The sequence below is a fragment of the Nonomuraea sp. ATR24 genome (assembly GCF_041950485.1).
GTDB lineage: Bacteria > Actinomycetota > Actinomycetes > Streptosporangiales > Streptosporangiaceae > Nonomuraea > Nonomuraea ceibae.
This window is the reverse complement of record NZ_JBGNUU010000001.1, coordinates 663,586-678,757: the sequence shown is the minus strand read 5'-3', so window position 1 is coordinate 678,757 and position 15,172 is coordinate 663,586. Positions and strand designations below refer to the sequence as shown.

Here is a 15,172-nt window from a genome sequence, read left to right as displayed (position 1 = left end):
ACCAGCGGCATAATCTGCACTGTGGACGACAGCGGGAACGGCCTGCGGGCAGACACACTGGTGGCGACGGTCCGCGGCGTGCTGCCGTCCCTGACCCCGGCCGCGCGCACCGTCGCCAGGCTGATCCTGGAGGATCCGGCGACGGTCGCGCGCAGCACGATCACCGAGCTGTCGGCCGCCTCCGGCACCAGCGAGGCGACGATCGTGCGCACCGCCCGGCTGCTCGGCTTCGCCGGCTACCCGCAGCTCCGCCTGGCCCTGGCGGCGGCCGCCGCCCAGCCCGACCGGCTCGTCCCCGGTGACCTCGCGCCCGACGACCCGCTGTCGGAGGTCATCCTGAAGGTCGCGCGGGCCGAGACCGAGGCGATCAACGACACTGTCGCCCAGCTCACCTCCGAGCGGCTCGGCCTGGTGGTCGACGCCATCGCCGGGGCCCGCCGGATCGACGCCTACGGGGTGAGCGCCTCCGGCCTGGTCGCCGAGGACATGGCGCAGAAGCTGATGCGGATCGGCCTGTCCAGCCACGCCTTCCAGGACGCCCACCTGGCGCTGACCAGCGCGGTGCTGCTCCGGGAAGGCGACGTGGCGATCGGCATCAGCACCTCGGGCGAGACGCCCGACGTGATCGAGCCGCTGACGAGGGCGGGGGAGGCGGGCGCGACCACGGTCGCGATCACCAACAACCCCCGCTCGTCCATCGCGGAGCTGGCCGAGCACGTGCTGATCTCGGCCGGGCGCGAGACCGAGTTCAGGCCCGGCGCGCTGGCCAGCCGCATCAGCCAGCTCCTCGTCGTCGACTGCGTCTTCGTCGGCGTCGCCCAGCGCACGTTCGACTCCTCACAGGAGGCTCTCGCGAGCACCAGGCGCGCCGTCGAGGAGTTCACTAAGCGAGCGTCACCCGCACGTCGTCAGCCTTGACGAACATCACCCGGTGCCCGAACTGGATCTGCAGATACTTCGTCTTGCCGCGGACCACGGTGTGGCCGGCCGGGTCGAAGGTGACGGCCCGGTAGTACTCGGCCGCCGCCGTGCCTGACAGCGTGTACTTCTCGCCCGCCGAGAACGTGTACTGCAGCGGCGTCACCGCCTGGTACGGGATGCCCTCGGGGTAGGCCTCTTTCTCCGGGTACGCCCTGCCGTACACCGGGACCGTGGCCAGGCCCGGCTTGGGCGTCACGACGAGGCCCATCGACGGGATGGCGGTCGGCGCGGCGGCCGGGTTGTGGAACCACGCCTTCTGGCCGAGATACCAGATGGCCGTCCAGTCGCCCTGCCGGTCGGCGACGGCGAAGCGCTGGCCGGTGCTGGCCCGCGCGCTGTGGTCGTACACGCTGTAGAGCGACTCGCCCGTGGGGTGCTTGCCGATGTCCTTGATCAGCGGCGCGTCGGCGCGCGGCTCGGTGCGCAGCCAGACCGTGCCGGCGGGCAGCGGCGGGCAGGCGGCCTCGGGGTTCTTGCGGTCGCAGCCGTAGAAGTACGGCTTGTTCGTGGCGAAGTCGGGCCTGATCATGACGCTGCCCGAGTTGGGGCCGCCGAACGGGTGCAGCGGCTTGCCGAGCAGCTTGAAGTAGTGCGCCCAGTCCCAGAACGGCCCCGGGTCCTCGTGCATGCCGCGGACGGTGGTCGGCAGCGTGCCGGGCACGTTGTCGTGGCCGATGATGTGCGCTCGGTCGAGCGGCACGCCGTGCTTGAACGCCAGGTAGCGGACGAGCTTGGCGGACGTGCGGTACATCGCCTCGGTGTACCAGGTGCTGCCCTCGGCGAGGAAGCCCTCGTGCTCCAGGCCGATCGACTTGGCGTTGATGTACCAGTTGCCCGCCTGCCAGCCGACGTCCTTGGTCTTGATGTGCTGGGCGATGTGGCCGTCGGAGGAGCGCAGCGAGTAGTGCCAGCTCGCGCCGTAGGTGGCCCGCTGGACCAGGCCGATCGACGGGCCGAAGTAGCCCTCCATGTCATGAATGACGATGTAGTCGACCTTCTGGTTGTGCGGCCGGTTCGACAGGTCGTGGTTGCCGTAGTCGTCGGGCGGCAGCTCGGCGTAGGCGGCCGGGATCCACTCGCACGAGATCGTGGGCGGGCACTCGACGCCGTCGCGGCGCGGCGGGCGCAGGCCGAGCTTCTCCAGCCACTTCTCGACCTTGTCCAGGCCGGGGACCGGGTCGAGCTTCACCCGGTGGCCGTCGTCGGTGACGCGCTGCTCGCCCTGCTCGATGGTGGCGAAGACCTCGTCGGCGAAGAACTTGGCGGCCTCGGCCTCCTCGGCCCCCGAGTACCGGGCGACCGCGCCGTACCATTCGCCGGGATTGTCGCTGAGCGGCGCGCCGAGCGCCTTCTGGTACTCGGCCAGCAGCGCCGCGCCGCCGCGGATGTTGGCCGCCGGGTCGGTGCGGAGCCGCTCGTGGCTCTCGCCGGTGAGCTCGGCGGCCTTCTCCATCGTGCGCAGCGACGCGGGGATCTCCACCGGCGCCGTCTGGTGCTCGGGGACGACCAGCGGCCTGCTCTCGTCGCCGCGCGCGTCCTCCGCGCCCTCCTCGTGGTGGTGGTTCGTCCCGGTGTACGCGGCCGCGTCGGTCAGGTGCATGGGCCCGAAGCCGGCGTCGTTGCTGGGCTGGCCGGCGTGGGCGTCCCAGCGTGACTCCAGATAGGAGACGCCCAGCAGCACGCTCTGCGGAACCTTGAACTCCTCGGCCGCGGCCGCGAAGGCGGCCTGCCGGTCGTCCGGTTCGGCGGCGGCGCGGGCGCCGGTGAGGTTGACTAAGGGCAGAATGGCGACCGCGGCGATCGCCAGCGCTCTGCGCATGTACCGCTCCTTGACTGGGGGGTGCTGTAACCCCGTCAGCGTCTCAACATTTTCCTTCTTCGGCGAGAGTTTTGCGAAGGAATTTTTCAGACGTTAACTAGTAGGGTCGGCTCATGGCTGATTTCGTGAGTGTCGAGGTGGCCGACCAGATCGCCACGATCACGCTTGACCGTCCCAAGATGAACGCGCTCAACGGCCAGGTCCAGCGCGAGATCGCCGAGGCCGCGCGCATCGCCGACGCCGACCCCGACGCGCACGCCGTCATCCTCTACGGAGGCGAGCGCGTCTTCGCCGCCGGGGCCGACATCAAGGAGATGGCCGGCATGTCCTACGCCGACATGGCCGCCCACTCCCGCACCCTCCAGGACTGCTTCACCGCCGTGGCCCGCATCGGCAAGCCCGTCATCGCCGCCATCACCGGCTACGCGCTCGGCGGCGGCTGCGAGCTGGCGCTGTGCGCCGACTTCCGGGTGGCCGGCGAGTCGGCCAAGCTCGGCCAGCCGGAGATCCAGCTCGGCATCATCCCCGGCGCCGGCGGCACCCAGCGGCTGCCCCGCCTGGTCGGCCCCGCCCGCGCCAAGGACCTCATCTTCAGCGGCCGGCACGTCCCGGCGGCCGAGGCGCTGGCCATCGGCCTCGTCGACCGGGTCGTCCCCGACGCCGACGTCTACCGCGCCGCCCGCGAGTGGGCCGCGACCTTCACCGGCGGCCCCACCGTCGCGCTGCGGGCCGCCAAGCAGGCCGTCGACCAGGGGCTGGAGGTGGACCTCGACACCGGCCTGGAGATCGAGCGGCTGCAGTTCTCCGGCCTGTTCGCGACCGACGACGCCAAGATCGGCATGTCCGCGTTCGCCGAGAAGTCCACCCCCAAGTTCACCGGCCGCTGACCTTCCCCAGCGCCAGCAGGGCGTCGTAGGCGGGCTTCCCGGCCAGGCTCTCGTCCATCAGGCACGGGGCGCCCTCCCCGTCGAACCACTCGGGGACCCACGAGTGCCGGTCGGTGAAGCCCCACACCGTGACCTCCTCGCACGCCCGCACGCTCAGGCAGTCGGTGAGCGCGCGGGTGTAATACTCGGCCTGCGTGGCCAGCTTCTCCGCCGTCACCGGCAGCTCCATCCGCACGTCCAGCTCGGTGATCGCGATCTCCAGGCCGAGCTCGGCGAAGCGGCCCATCACGTTCGCCCAGTCGCCCGGGTAGCCGTACTGGATGCCCAGATGGCCCTGGAAGCCCATCCCGTGGATCGGCACCCGCTGCGCCTTCAGCTCCTTGACCAGCGCCAGCGTCGCCTCGATCTTGGGGACGCTCCACTCCAGGTTGTAGTCGTTCAGGTAGAGCCTGGCGTGCGGGTCGGCCCGGTGCGCCCACCGGAAGGCGTCGGCGATGTAGCCCGGGCCCAGATGCTTGAGCCAGATGCTCTGCCGCATCGTGCCGTCGTCCTCGAACGCCTCGTTGACCACGTCCCAGGCCCGGATCTGGCCCCGGTAGCGGCGGACCTGCGCGGTGACGTGCTCGCGCAGGATCTCCCGCAGCTCGGCCGCGCCGATCGAGCCGTCCTCGACGCCCGCCGTCAGCCAGGCCGGGAGCTGGTTGTGCCAGACCAGCGTGTGGCCGCGTACCTTCTGGCCGTGGCGGCGGGCGTTGCGCACCACCGCGTCGGCGTCGTCCCAGGTGTGGACGCCGCGCTCCGGCTCGACCGACTCCCACTTCATCGCGTTCTCGGCGGTGACGTGGTCGAACTCGCGGTTGAGCGCGGCCCGGTAGTCCGGCTCGGCCCGCAGCGCGGCCACGTCCACCGCGGAGCCGATTCTGATGCCGTTCTTACGCGCCAGGTCACGCAGGTCGCGCGGGTCGTGCCCGCCCTGGGCGTACGCCGTGCCCGGCAGGGCCAGCAGCAGGACCAGGGCGAGGGCGAGTGCTCTCATCGGTGATCTCCGATCACGATCGTGGTGAGGGCGCGCGGCAGGAGCGTCACGCTCCGGCCGGCGACGGGCAGGGGGTCGAGCGCGTGCGTGCCGTCGGTGACGTAGGCGGCCGCCCTGCCGCGTACGCCGTGCCACGTGACGGCCTCCGAGCCGGTGTTGAGCACCTCGACGACCGTCGGGCCGCCGGGGTTGCGGAACGCCGAAACTTTCAGCGCCGGGTCGGCCGACTCCGCCCCGACGCGGACCGCGCCCGGCCGGACGAACCTGCTGTAGGCCGCCAGCGCCCACAGCCGCTTGGACACCCGGTAGGTGCCCGCCGCCTCGTCGATCTGCGTCAGCGCCCTGGTCGCGCCCCGCGATGCGCCGAACCAGTACACGTAACCGCTGACCCCGCCCAGCGTCAGCGCGTCGTGCACCGCGCGGGCCACCGTGAGGCCGTCGTAGCCGCTGCCGTCGTCCCAGCTCTCGTTCCAGGCGCCGCCGCCGGGGTTCCACTCCGACATCCACGTCTTCCTGCCGGTCGGCAGCGGCCCGTCCACCGGGCTGGCGTACGTGTGCCCGGTGTGCGTCCGCACCCACCGGCGCGCCTCCGGGTCGGCCTCGATCGCCGCCGTGTACGCCTTCGCCTCGCTCCAGCCGAAGGAGTCGCAGCACGCGACCCGCACGCCCCGGGCGATCGGGCCCAGCACCTTGACGAACTCCGCCGCCTGCTCCGGGGTGAACCGCATCGACGCGTACGGGGCCGTGTAGTCGGGCTCGTTCGTGAAGCCGAGGTCGGTGATCCGGATGCCCTCGCGGGCGTAGAACTTCGTGTACTGCACCAGGTAGCGGGCGTACGCCTCGCGCCACTCCGGCTTCAGCGTGCCGCCGTTCCTGTCGTCGCCGTTGTCCTTCATGTAGCCGGGGGCGCTCCAGGCGTCGGCGTAGAAGCGCCGCACCCCGTAACGCTGGGCCTCCTTGGCCACCCACACCTGGCCGTTGTCCTCGCCGTCCCACGTGTAGCGCGGCGGCGCGTCCGGACCGCCCGGGTCCTCGGGCTGGATGGAGACCATGTGGTCGTACGGGCTGCCGGCGGGGGAGGAGCCGACGCCCAGGCGCAGGATGCTCAGGCCCGCGCCCTTCTCCCGGTCGAACCAGAGATCCAGCAGCTCCCGCTGCCGCTCCTCGGGCAGGGCGCGGACCAGCTCGTTGCGCCGGAACGCCTGCGACAGCCCGAACCCGTCGATCTCCTGATGGCGGACGTGCTCCTGGATCGTGATGACGGGCCGGCCCTCCGGGTTCACCGCTGGAGTCACTGTGGCGGACCCGAGCAGGCCGATCGCGACAACGCTTCGTAACATGACGCCGGGCCTCCGAAAATTTCGGAACAAGGGCGATAGTTTTCGCCGTCAGCGGGAAACGTAAGCGCCCTGCGGCGCGACGTCAACACCCCTCCGCCCGCCGCCGCCACGCCCGGCCGCCGTGATGCCGGTGTTGCCAGGGCGGGCGGGTCTGGGGGGCTTTTTGCCACTATGGTGGCGTGTCATGATGCGCGTCCTGGTCCCCTCCCGGCTGCGTGCCAAGGTGCGTGCCTGGCTCGACTCCCACTACGTCCCGATCGCCGACCACCGCCGGGACCTCCAGGACGCCCACCGCGAGACCCGCGCCCTGCGCGACGAACTAACCGCCCTCCGGGCCGAGGTGAAACGCCTCAAGGAGACGCCCCCGCCGCCCGCCCCCGACACCTGCCGCCTGGCCCACGAGACCGCCCAGGCGCTCGACGGACTCCTGCAGAACGAGGTCCTCCTCTGGCAGGCAGTCGACGAACTCCGCTCGGCGGGCCCCGGCGCCGTGCCTGACCGCGGAACGGAGGCACGCCCGTGCGCGTGAACTGGACCGGCGGACGGCTCACCTTCCGCCTCGACCCCGAGGACGAGATCACCGGCCGGGCCGCCGACGAGCACCCGGTCAAGCTCGCCACCAACACCTGCACGATCGCCGGCGTGCCGGACGACGCCCACCCCGACCTGTTCGCCGTCGCCGCCTGGACCGTCGTCGCCCCCTGGACCCGCCGCCGGATCACCTTCGACCGCGCCGTCTCCGCCGACGTCGCCGCCGCGCTGCACGACGGCTGGGGCGTCGACGCCGGCCCCGTCGCCGCCGAGCCACGCCGTACCGGACGCGCCCTCGCCATCTCCTACAGCGGCGGCGCCGACTCCGTGGCCGCCGCCGCCATCTACCCCGACGCGCCGTTCGTCCACTTCCGCCGCGTCCCGCACCCCCGCGTGCCGAACCGCTGGCCGCACTACCGCTCCGACGTGCTCGCCAAACTCGCCGCGCGGACCGGGCGCGACCTCACCACCGTCTCCTCCGACCTGGAGTTCACGCTCGCCGAACCCCGGCCCGGCTACCCCGAGCACCACGCCGTCGCCGCCGGCGCCCTGCTCCTCGCCGACCGCCTCGACCTCGGCGGGCTCGCCTTCGGCTACGAACTCGGCTCACGCTGGCTCGGCGGCGACCGCTACCTGCTGCGCTACACGCCCGACAACCCCATGTGGGCCCCGCACGGCGCGTGGGGCCGCCTCTTCGCCGCCGCCGGGGTGCACATCGTCCTCCCCGTGGGCGGCGTGAGCGAGGCCGTCACCATGCGCCTGGCCCTGAACTCCGACCTCAAGGACTACGTCCGCTGGTGCCTCATCGGCACCGACGGGCCCTGCCGCAACTGCGCCAAGTGCCTGTACAAGGAGATCATCCAGGCCGCCGTCGAACGCCGCCCCCTCGACACCCCCATCCCGCCGACCAGCGGCAAAGCCAAGAAGTGGCTCCAGCCGCCGCCCTACGGCGGCCAGGAGATGATCGAGTACGGCCTCGCCCGCATCCCCGGCATCGAGCACACCATGTTCGCCAAGGCCCTGGACCACTTCGAGGCCACCGAGGAGTCCACCCGCTGGCTCGACCACTGCTACCCCCCGTCCCTGGACGAGATCCCACCCCCCTGGCGCGACCAGGCGGCCGCCTTCCTGACCACCCACGTCGGCCTCATGACCGACCCGGAACGCCACCGAGTGGAATCATGGGGCTCCTGACCCCAGCCACCCCACACCACCGGCCGCCCCACCACCCCGAACGCCCCGGCGAACGGGCCGGCCGGTGCCCAACCCCACGGGGGACTTGGCGACGACCCGCCGCCGGCTTACGCGTGTGCCGTGGCAACCGGCTGCCGCCGCACCCGCTCCCTCGCGGGACGTGGCCACGGGCTGCCGGCGCGCTCGCGGCGGGGACGGCCCGCGTCCGGGGCAGGCTGGCCCGGGTGTCGCGCGCCTTCCAGTGCCATTGTCGCCTCGGATGCGCCCGCGCTCGTGGGGGCCGGTTTGCGGTGGTGCGGTCTGGTGTGGGGTGGGTGTGTTGGGGGCCGGGGTGCGATGCTAGGCCGGCTGGGGCTGTGGGCGGGTTCGGGAGTGGAGAGGAAAGCAAGGCGTGAAGGTATATCTGTCCGTTGACATGGAGGGCGTGACCGGGTTGACGGACCCGGAGGAGATGCACGCCGGGCAGCGCGGCTACGAGCGCGGGTGTGAGCTGATGACCGCCGACGCCAATGCGGCGATCGACGGGGCGTTCGCGGCCGGGGCGGAGAGCGTGCTGGTCAACGACGCGCACGGGTCGACGAAGAACCTGCGGATCGATCTGCTGGACCCGAGGGCGAGCCTGATCCGGGGCCCGGGGAAGTCGCAGCGGATGGCGCAGGGCTTGGACGGCTCGTTCGCGGCGGCCTGTTTCGTGGGCTACCACGCGCGGGCGGGCGTGGCGGACGGGGTGCTCAACCATACGTGGATGGGCAAGGAGATCCAGAACGTGTACCTCAACGGCGAGGTGTGCGGCGAGACGCGGGTGGTGGCGGCGTGCGCCGGTTACCACGGGGTGCCGGTGGTGGTGGTGACCGGTGACGAGGCCGTGGGTGAGGAGGCGCGGGAGCTGCTGGGCGATGTGGAGACGGTGGCGGTCAAGAAGGGGATCGGGAAGTTCTCGGCCGAGTTGCTGCCGCCGAGCGTCGCGCAGCAGCGGATTCGTGAGGCGACGGTCAGGGCGCTCAACCGGTTGAGCGACTTCACGCCTTACACCTTGGAGGCTCCGTACACGCTGGGGGTGGAGTGGAACTCCACGGCCATCGCGGCGGCTGTGGCGCTGGTTCCCGGGGTGAAGACGGTGGGGCCTCGCCACACGGAGTTCACGACGGACGACTACACCCAGATCATGGCGCTGTTCGGCATCTTCGCCACCATCGGCGGTCAGGTGGCGTGCGGCAGTGGCCCGTACGGCTGATCGAGGGACCGGGGACGGCGGCGAGGTGTGATGGACGGCGCGGCGCTGACCAGGCGCGGGCTGCTGGTCGGGATCGGTGCGGCGGGCGGCGCCGGGGCCATGTACGCGGCGATGGGCGCGCTGGGGCTGGCGCCGGCGGAGCAGGACAAGGCGTTCACGCCGCCCAGGAAGAGTGATTTCTCCCTTCAGGGCCGGGCGGCGGCGAAGGTGGTGATCCTGGGCGCGGGCGTGGCGGGGCTGGTGGCGGCGTACGAGCTGGGGAAGGCCGGCTACGACTGCACGCTGCTGGAGGCCAGGCCCAAGGCGGGCGGGCGGAGCCTGACGCTGAGGGGCGGCGACCGGCTGACCGAGCTGAACGGGCCGGCGCAGGCGGTGCGGTTCGGCGAGGGGAGCTACTTCAACGCCGGTCCGGCGCGGATCGCGCCGTGGATGGTCACGATGGACTACTGCCGCGAGCTGGGCGTCCCGATCGAGACGTTCGTCAACCGCAGCGCGCAGACGTACGTGCACACGAACGGCCAGACGGTGCGGTCCGGGACGGCCCGTGCCGACATGTACGGATACATCGCCGAGCTGCTCGCCAAGGCCACCCATGTCGGCGCGCTCGACAGGAAGGTGTCGAAGGGCGACCAGGAGGTGCTGCTGGACTTCCTGCGCCGGTTCGGGGACCTGGGGCCGCGGCTGGAGTACGAGGGGTCCGGCAGGCGCGGTTTCGTGAAATATCCGGCGCTGGACGGCGGCACCCCGCTCGCCCCGCCCGGCACCCTGCACCAGGTCCTCGCCGCCGGCACCGGCCGCGCGATCACCAACGACTTCGGGTACGACCAGGCCACCCCCATGTTCCAGCCCGTCGGCGGCATGGACGCGATCGTGGACCGGCTCGTCGCGGCCGTAGGCGCCGACCGGATCACCGCCGGCGCCCGCGTCACCCGCATCACCGACCTGCCCGACGGCGTCGAGGTCGCCTGGGCCGGCGGCAGCGTCAAGGCCGACTACTGCGTCGCCACCCTCCCGCCGCACCTGCTGGCCAAGATCCCCCACAACCTGGGCGAACCCGTCACCGCCGCGCTCCGGCGGCCCGTCCCCGTGGCCGCCGGCAAGATCGGCCTGGAGTACGCGAGCCGCTGGTGGGAGCTGGAGGACCGGATCTACGGCGGCGTCACCGAGACCGACCTGGACATCACCCACATCTGGTACCCGTCGCACGACTACCACGCCGAGCGCGGCATCGTGGTCGGCTACTACAACACCGACGCCCACGCCGAGCTCTACGGCGCGCTCACGCCGGAGGACCGCAGGCGCCGCGCGCTCACCCAGGGCAAGAAGATCCACGGCGAGAAGTACCGCACCGGCGTGCTGTCCAGCGTCTCCATCGCCTGGGAACGCCAGGAGCACATCCAGGGCGGCTGGGTGCGCTGGCCCGACTTTGATTCGTCCTTCACTCTTCTGCAACGCCCCAGCGGAAGGGTGTACTTCGCGGGTGACTGGCTCACCCGGCTGACCGCCTGGCAGGCGGGGGCCATGGAGTCCGCCCGCGGCGCCGTCACGCAACTGCACCAACGGGTGCTGCGGTCGCCGTGACGTCGCATGCCGCTCCCGGGACCGGCGTAAGGTCCTGGGAGAGCGACCGAGGAGTTGGGGATGACGTTGCACTGGGTGCCCGCCGCCGACCGGCCCGACCTGCTGGCCGAGCCGGTGGCGCGGGCCGTGGGAGAGCTCGACGGCGTACGGGTGGCCGAGATCGACCCGGAGCTGGCCGACACGGCGGCGTTCTGCGAACGCTACGGCGTGACGCTGGAGGAGTCGGCCAACTGCGTGGTGGTCGCCGCCAAGCGCGGCGGTGAGATCCGCTACGCGGCGTGCATGGTGCTCGCGACGATGCGGGTGGACGTGAACGGCGTGGTGCGCAAGCACCTCGACGCGCGCAAGGCGAGCTTCGCCCCGATGGCGGAGGCGGTCGAGCTCACCGGCATGGAGTACGGCGGCATCACCCCGCTCGGCCTGCCCGACGGCTGGCCGGTGCTGGTGGACGTCAACGTGGCCGAGCACCCTCAGGTGGTCATCGGCGCCGGGGTGCGGCGGGCCAAGCTCGCCGTCGCCGGGGCCACCCTGGCGGGGCTCAAGCAGGCGGAAGTGCTTCCTCTGGCCGGCTGATCGGTCACCGTAGCCAATTCGAGACCGTTGATTGGGAAACCGATGAGGCCCTTCTGGACGTTGTACGAGTGGGAATGTGGCCTCGTGGTTCATCTCGTGGGCGGGGATTAAGCCGGTATGGTGCTTCATGCCATGAACGATGACCGACTCGGCCCTTACCGGCTGCTCAGGCGGCTCGGCGAGGGCGGAATGGGCGTGGTCCACCTCGCCACCGACCCTCAGGGGCGGCAGGTGGCGGTCAAGGTCCTGCGCTCCGAGGTCGCCGGTGACGAGGTCGCCAGGCGACGGCTCGCGCGCGAGGTCGAGACGATGCGCCGGGTGCGCAGCTCCTACATCGCCGAGGTGCTCGACGCCGACGTGACCGGTCACCGGCCGTACATCGTGACGCGTTACGTGCCCGGCCGCGCGCTCGACGAGATCGTCAAGAACGACGGGCCGCTCGACCTGCCCGCGCTGCTCAAGGTCGGCTACGGGGTGGCCGCGGCGCTGGCCGCCGTGCACTCGGTGGGCGTCATCCACCGCGACCTCAAGCCGGGCAACGTGCTCATCCTCGACGGTGAGCCGGTGCTGATCGACTTCGGCATCGCGCAGGCGGTCGACGCGACCCGGCTGACCCAGACGGGCATGTTCATCGGCACGCCGGGCTACCTGGCGCCGGAGATCATCGAGGGCCAGGAGGCCGGGCCCGAGGTCGACATCCACGCCTGGGCCGGCACCCTGCTCTACGCCGGCACCGGCCAGCCGCCCTTCGGCAAGGGCACGCTGGAGATGGTCTTCTACAACATCACCGCCGGCAAGGCCGACGTCAGCGCCGCCCCGAAGGCGATCCAGCCGCTGCTCAAGGCGGCCTTCCAGCGCAATCCGGCCAAGCGCCCCAAGGCGGCCGAGCTGGCCGAGCAGACCGCGCGCATGCTGCCCAGGCCGCCGGGCGGCGCGCCCGACCAGATCTCCACCGTGCCGCGCCCCGACGGGCCGCCGCGCACGGGCGAGCACCTGCCGCCGCCCTACGCCGACCGCCCCGGCCCGCCCTACGGCACCGGCCCGCAGGGCGTTCCGGTCACGGGCGCGAAGGAACCGCCCGCGCGTCCCCCGTACGGGACGGGCCCCCAGGACGCACCGGCAGGACACCCCCACGGCAGCGGCCCCCAGGGCGCGCCGGTGGCGCGGCCGTACGGGAGCGACGTGGCAGCGCACGGGCAGGACCGGCAGCCGTGGGAGGCTGCCACGCCGCCCGTGACGCCGCGCCAGGTCGTCGACGGACGCCCGCCGCACGCCCCGCCGCAGACCGCCGACCAGCAGTACGTGTCGCTTCTCCCCGGCCAGGGCGACCCGTGGCCGACCCGCCGGGTGAGCCCGGAGGAGCTGCGCCAGATGCAGCGCGAGGCGGGCCGGCAGAGCCTGCCGTGGAACCAGGCGCCCGCCGTCCACCCGCCGGAGGGCGAGGTGCCGACCCGGCGGGTGCGCCCGGAGGCGCCCGACTACGGCCGCGGCGCCCCGGTGCCACCGCCGCCCTACATCCCGGCGCAGGCGCAGTTCCCGCCCGAGCCGCAGACGCGGCGCGAGCCGTTCATCCCGGGCGCGCTCCCGGGCCAGCCGCTCAAGCAGTCGGCCGCCTACGCGGTGGCCGGCGCGATGCTGCTCATCATCATGATCGTGCTGGCCGCGCTGGCCCCGGTGCTGGTGGCGGTGGTGGCGGTGCCGGTCGCGGTGCTGCTGCGGGCCGCCGACCTGGCCCAGCCGTCGCTGACCGTGCGCCGCCCGAGCAGCGCGGCGGCCCTCGACGTGGTCAGGGTGTTCGGGCTGCCGCAGGCGCTGGCCAAGTCGGCGGGCATCACGCTGGCGCTCGTTCTTTACGCTCTCATTCTGGGGTTGCCCGTTACGCTCCTGCTCACCGTGGTAGTCAAGATGGACCCGTCGAACGCGCTGGCCTGGGGGGCGGCGGTGGCGCTGTGGACCGTCTGCGCCGGCCCGGGGGTGGAGGGCCCCGGAAGGCAGATGCGCAGGACGCTCTCATCGCTCGTACCCTCGAGGACAGCGGCGATGGTGATGGCGGGAGTCCTGGCGGCAGGGGCCGCCCTCTCCCTCATCCTCGCCTACGGCACGTACGGGGACGACGCGAGGGAGGCCGTATGGAGTCCGGTCGACGTCGGCTCGGCGACGGATCTGCTGGAGAAGCTGAACGGGGGCGACGACGGATGACGCGGGGACGGTTGCGATGAGCACGGGCGGCGACACCCAGACGCCGGAGCGGCTCGGCCCCTACCGTCTGGTCAGGCGAATCGGCGAGGGCGGCATGGGGGTTGTCCACCTCGGTGTCGACGGCGACGGCCGCGAGGTCGCGGTCAAGGTCCTGCATCCGCACGTGGCCGCCGACCTCAAGGCGCGTGACCGGCTGACCCGCGAGGTCGAGACGATGCGCCGGGTGCGCAGCCCGTACGTGGCGGAGGTGCTCGACGCCGAGCTCGTGGGCGGCCAGCCGTACGTGGTGACCCGGTTCGCCCCCGGCCGCACGCTGGAGGAGACCGTGCTGGCCGACGGCGCGCTGGAGGCGCGTCAGATCATCAAGCTCGCGCAGGGCCTGTGCCAGGCGCTGGTGGCCATCCACGCGGCCGACGTGATCCACCGTGACTTCAAGCCGTCCAACGTCATGCTGGTGGGCGAGGAGCCGCTGGTCATCGACTTCGGCATCGCCCACCTGGTCAACGCCACGCGGCTGACCCAGACGGGCATGTTCGTCGGCACGCCGGGCTATCTGGCGCCGGAGATCATCCGCGACTCCGACATCACGCAGAAGGCGGACGTGCACTCGCTGGCCTCGACGGTGTTCTTCGCCGCGGTGGGCGGCCCGCCGTTCGGCACGGGCACGTTCGAGGCGGTCTGCTTCAACATCATGGAGGGCCGGGCCCAGCTCGACAAGGCGCCCGTGTGGCTGCGCGGCTGGCTGAGCCGGGCGCTCCAGGTGGAGCCGGAGGACCGGCCCGACGCCCGTGAGCTGCTCAAGATGGCCAAGGCGCTGGACCCGTCGGTGACGACGTTCCACGAGACGCCGCCGGAGGCGCCGAGCCGCACCAGGCGGCTGCTCAACCGCACGCGGGTGATGGAGTCGTTCGCCGACGTGCTGCCGCCGGTCGACTACGACCGCCGTCCGCCGGCGCGCGAGGAGAGGCCGCCGCCCTACGTCCCCGCGCCGATCTCGGCGCGGCCCCCGGCGGCGCCGAGGCCGGACCAGCGGGTCGCGGGCTATCCGGCGCCGCCGCCGACCAGGCCCTCGGCGCAGCCGCAGGCCAGGCCCTACACGCCGCCGCCGCAGCCGAGGCCGGCCGAGCGCAAGCGCTATCTGGTGGGCAGCCAGTTCGTCGGGCTGCTGCTGATGGTGTCGCTCGTCGCGCTGGCCGTGATGATGCCGGTCGTGGTGAGCATGGTCGCGATCGTGCTGGCGCTGGTGTTCCGGATGGGCGAATACCTGTTCGGCGACATGGTCAAGCGCCGCCAGGTGCGCGGCAGCAGCGCGGCCGATCCGCTGCTGGTGCTCGTCGGCACGCCGTGGGCGCTGGTCAAGGCCGCGCTGGTGAGCGTGGCGCAGGTGCCGCTGTCGATCCTGTTCGGCGTGTGCGTGTGGGGGGTGCTGCGCTGGGGCGGCGGGATGGGCGTCAACGAGGCCGCCGCCTACGCCGCCGGGGCGTTCACCGCCGGGCTGTTCCTGCTGCCGGGCGGCGGGGCGCCGCGCAAGGCGGTCACCCGCACGCTGACGGCGACCCTGCGCTCGCCGGGCGCGGCGCTGGTCGCGACCGTGGCCGTGGGCACGCTGGCGCTGTTCGCGGTGATGTTCGCGCTGGGCCAGGATCCGTCGTGGGAGCCGTGGCGCGCACCCGAGACGGTGATCAACGAGCTGACCGAACGCGCCCAGGACAGCGCGGTGGGCCTCATCACCGGGTTGATCGGCGACCTGCTGAAGGATCTGGGGCTCGGCTTCCTGTCACCCTGGTCGTGAGTGTC

General features: G+C 72.4%; 12 protein-coding genes. 9 read left to right on the top strand and 3 right to left on the bottom strand.

Features of this window, described 5'->3' with window-relative positions; genetic code table 11:
- Positions 1-21 precede the first annotated feature (21 nt).
- The gene (locus tag ACBI99_RS03210; RefSeq protein WP_219501009.1) at positions 22-918 is read left to right on the top strand and encodes a MurR/RpiR family transcriptional regulator; all 897 of its coding nucleotides are present in this window, start codon (positions 22-24) and stop codon (positions 916-918) included.
- On the opposite strand, the gene ACBI99_RS03205 is transcribed toward ACBI99_RS03210, so the two are convergent.
- A complete protein-coding gene (locus tag ACBI99_RS03205; RefSeq protein WP_219501011.1) occupies positions 884-2,800 on the bottom strand; it encodes an N-acetylmuramoyl-L-alanine amidase in 1,917 nt (638 codons plus the stop codon). The genes ACBI99_RS03210 and ACBI99_RS03205 overlap by 35 nt on opposite strands.
- A 113-nt stretch (positions 2,801-2,913) precedes the next feature.
- On the opposite strand from ACBI99_RS03205, the gene ACBI99_RS03200 reads away from it, so the two are divergent.
- Positions 2,914-3,687, top strand: coding sequence for an enoyl-CoA hydratase/isomerase family protein (locus tag ACBI99_RS03200; protein WP_219501013.1), 774 nt, complete (start codon positions 2,914-2,916; stop codon positions 3,685-3,687).
- Here the strand turns inward: ACBI99_RS03200 and ACBI99_RS03195 are convergent.
- Both ACBI99_RS03195 and ACBI99_RS03190 read right to left on the bottom strand, forming a co-directional pair.
- Positions 3,674-4,723: an endo-1,4-beta-xylanase gene (locus ACBI99_RS03195; RefSeq protein ID WP_375071628.1), complete on the bottom strand. Its 1,050-nt coding sequence runs from the start codon at positions 4,721-4,723 to the stop codon at positions 3,674-3,676. The genes ACBI99_RS03200 and ACBI99_RS03195 overlap by 14 nt on opposite strands.
- On the bottom strand, positions 4,720-6,063 hold the full coding sequence (locus ACBI99_RS03190; protein WP_219501016.1) for a glycoside hydrolase: 1,344 nt from the start codon (positions 6,061-6,063) through the stop codon (positions 4,720-4,722). Before ACBI99_RS03190 ends, ACBI99_RS03195 begins: the two co-directional genes overlap by 4 nt.
- Positions 6,064-6,247: 184 nt before the next feature.
- Between ACBI99_RS03190 and ACBI99_RS03185 the strand changes: the two genes are divergently transcribed.
- The 7 genes from ACBI99_RS03185 to ACBI99_RS03155 all read left to right on the top strand — a co-directional run bounded on the left by ACBI99_RS03185 (position 6,248) and on the right by ACBI99_RS03155 (position 15,167).
- Positions 6,248-6,592 (top strand): hypothetical protein, encoded by a 345-nt coding sequence (locus tag ACBI99_RS03185; protein WP_375071627.1) that lies wholly within the window; start codon positions 6,248-6,250, stop codon positions 6,590-6,592.
- A complete protein-coding gene (locus tag ACBI99_RS03180) occupies positions 6,583-7,788 on the top strand; it encodes a DUF6395 domain-containing protein (protein ID WP_364175932.1) in 1,206 nt (401 codons plus the stop codon). Before ACBI99_RS03185 ends, ACBI99_RS03180 begins: the two co-directional genes overlap by 10 nt.
- Positions 7,789-8,179: 391 nt before the next feature.
- Positions 8,180-9,022: a M55 family metallopeptidase gene (locus ACBI99_RS03175; protein ID WP_219501020.1), complete on the top strand. Its 843-nt coding sequence runs from the start codon at positions 8,180-8,182 to the stop codon at positions 9,020-9,022.
- Between the two features lie 30 nt (positions 9,023-9,052).
- On the top strand, positions 9,053-10,603 hold the full coding sequence (locus ACBI99_RS03170) for a flavin monoamine oxidase family protein (protein ID WP_375071625.1): 1,551 nt from the start codon (positions 9,053-9,055) through the stop codon (positions 10,601-10,603).
- Positions 10,604-10,663: 60 nt separating this feature from the next.
- Complete coding sequence (locus ACBI99_RS03165; RefSeq protein WP_372455342.1) at positions 10,664-11,176, top strand: YbaK/EbsC family protein; 513 nt, start codon at positions 10,664-10,666, stop codon at positions 11,174-11,176.
- Between the two features lie 132 nt (positions 11,177-11,308).
- On the top strand, positions 11,309-13,375 hold the full coding sequence (locus ACBI99_RS03160) for a protein kinase (RefSeq protein ID WP_375071624.1): 2,067 nt from the start codon (positions 11,309-11,311) through the stop codon (positions 13,373-13,375).
- 16 nt (positions 13,376-13,391) lie between these two features.
- Complete coding sequence (locus ACBI99_RS03155) at positions 13,392-15,167, top strand: serine/threonine-protein kinase (RefSeq protein ID WP_364175941.1); 1,776 nt, start codon at positions 13,392-13,394, stop codon at positions 15,165-15,167.
- Positions 15,168-15,172 lie beyond the last annotated feature (5 nt).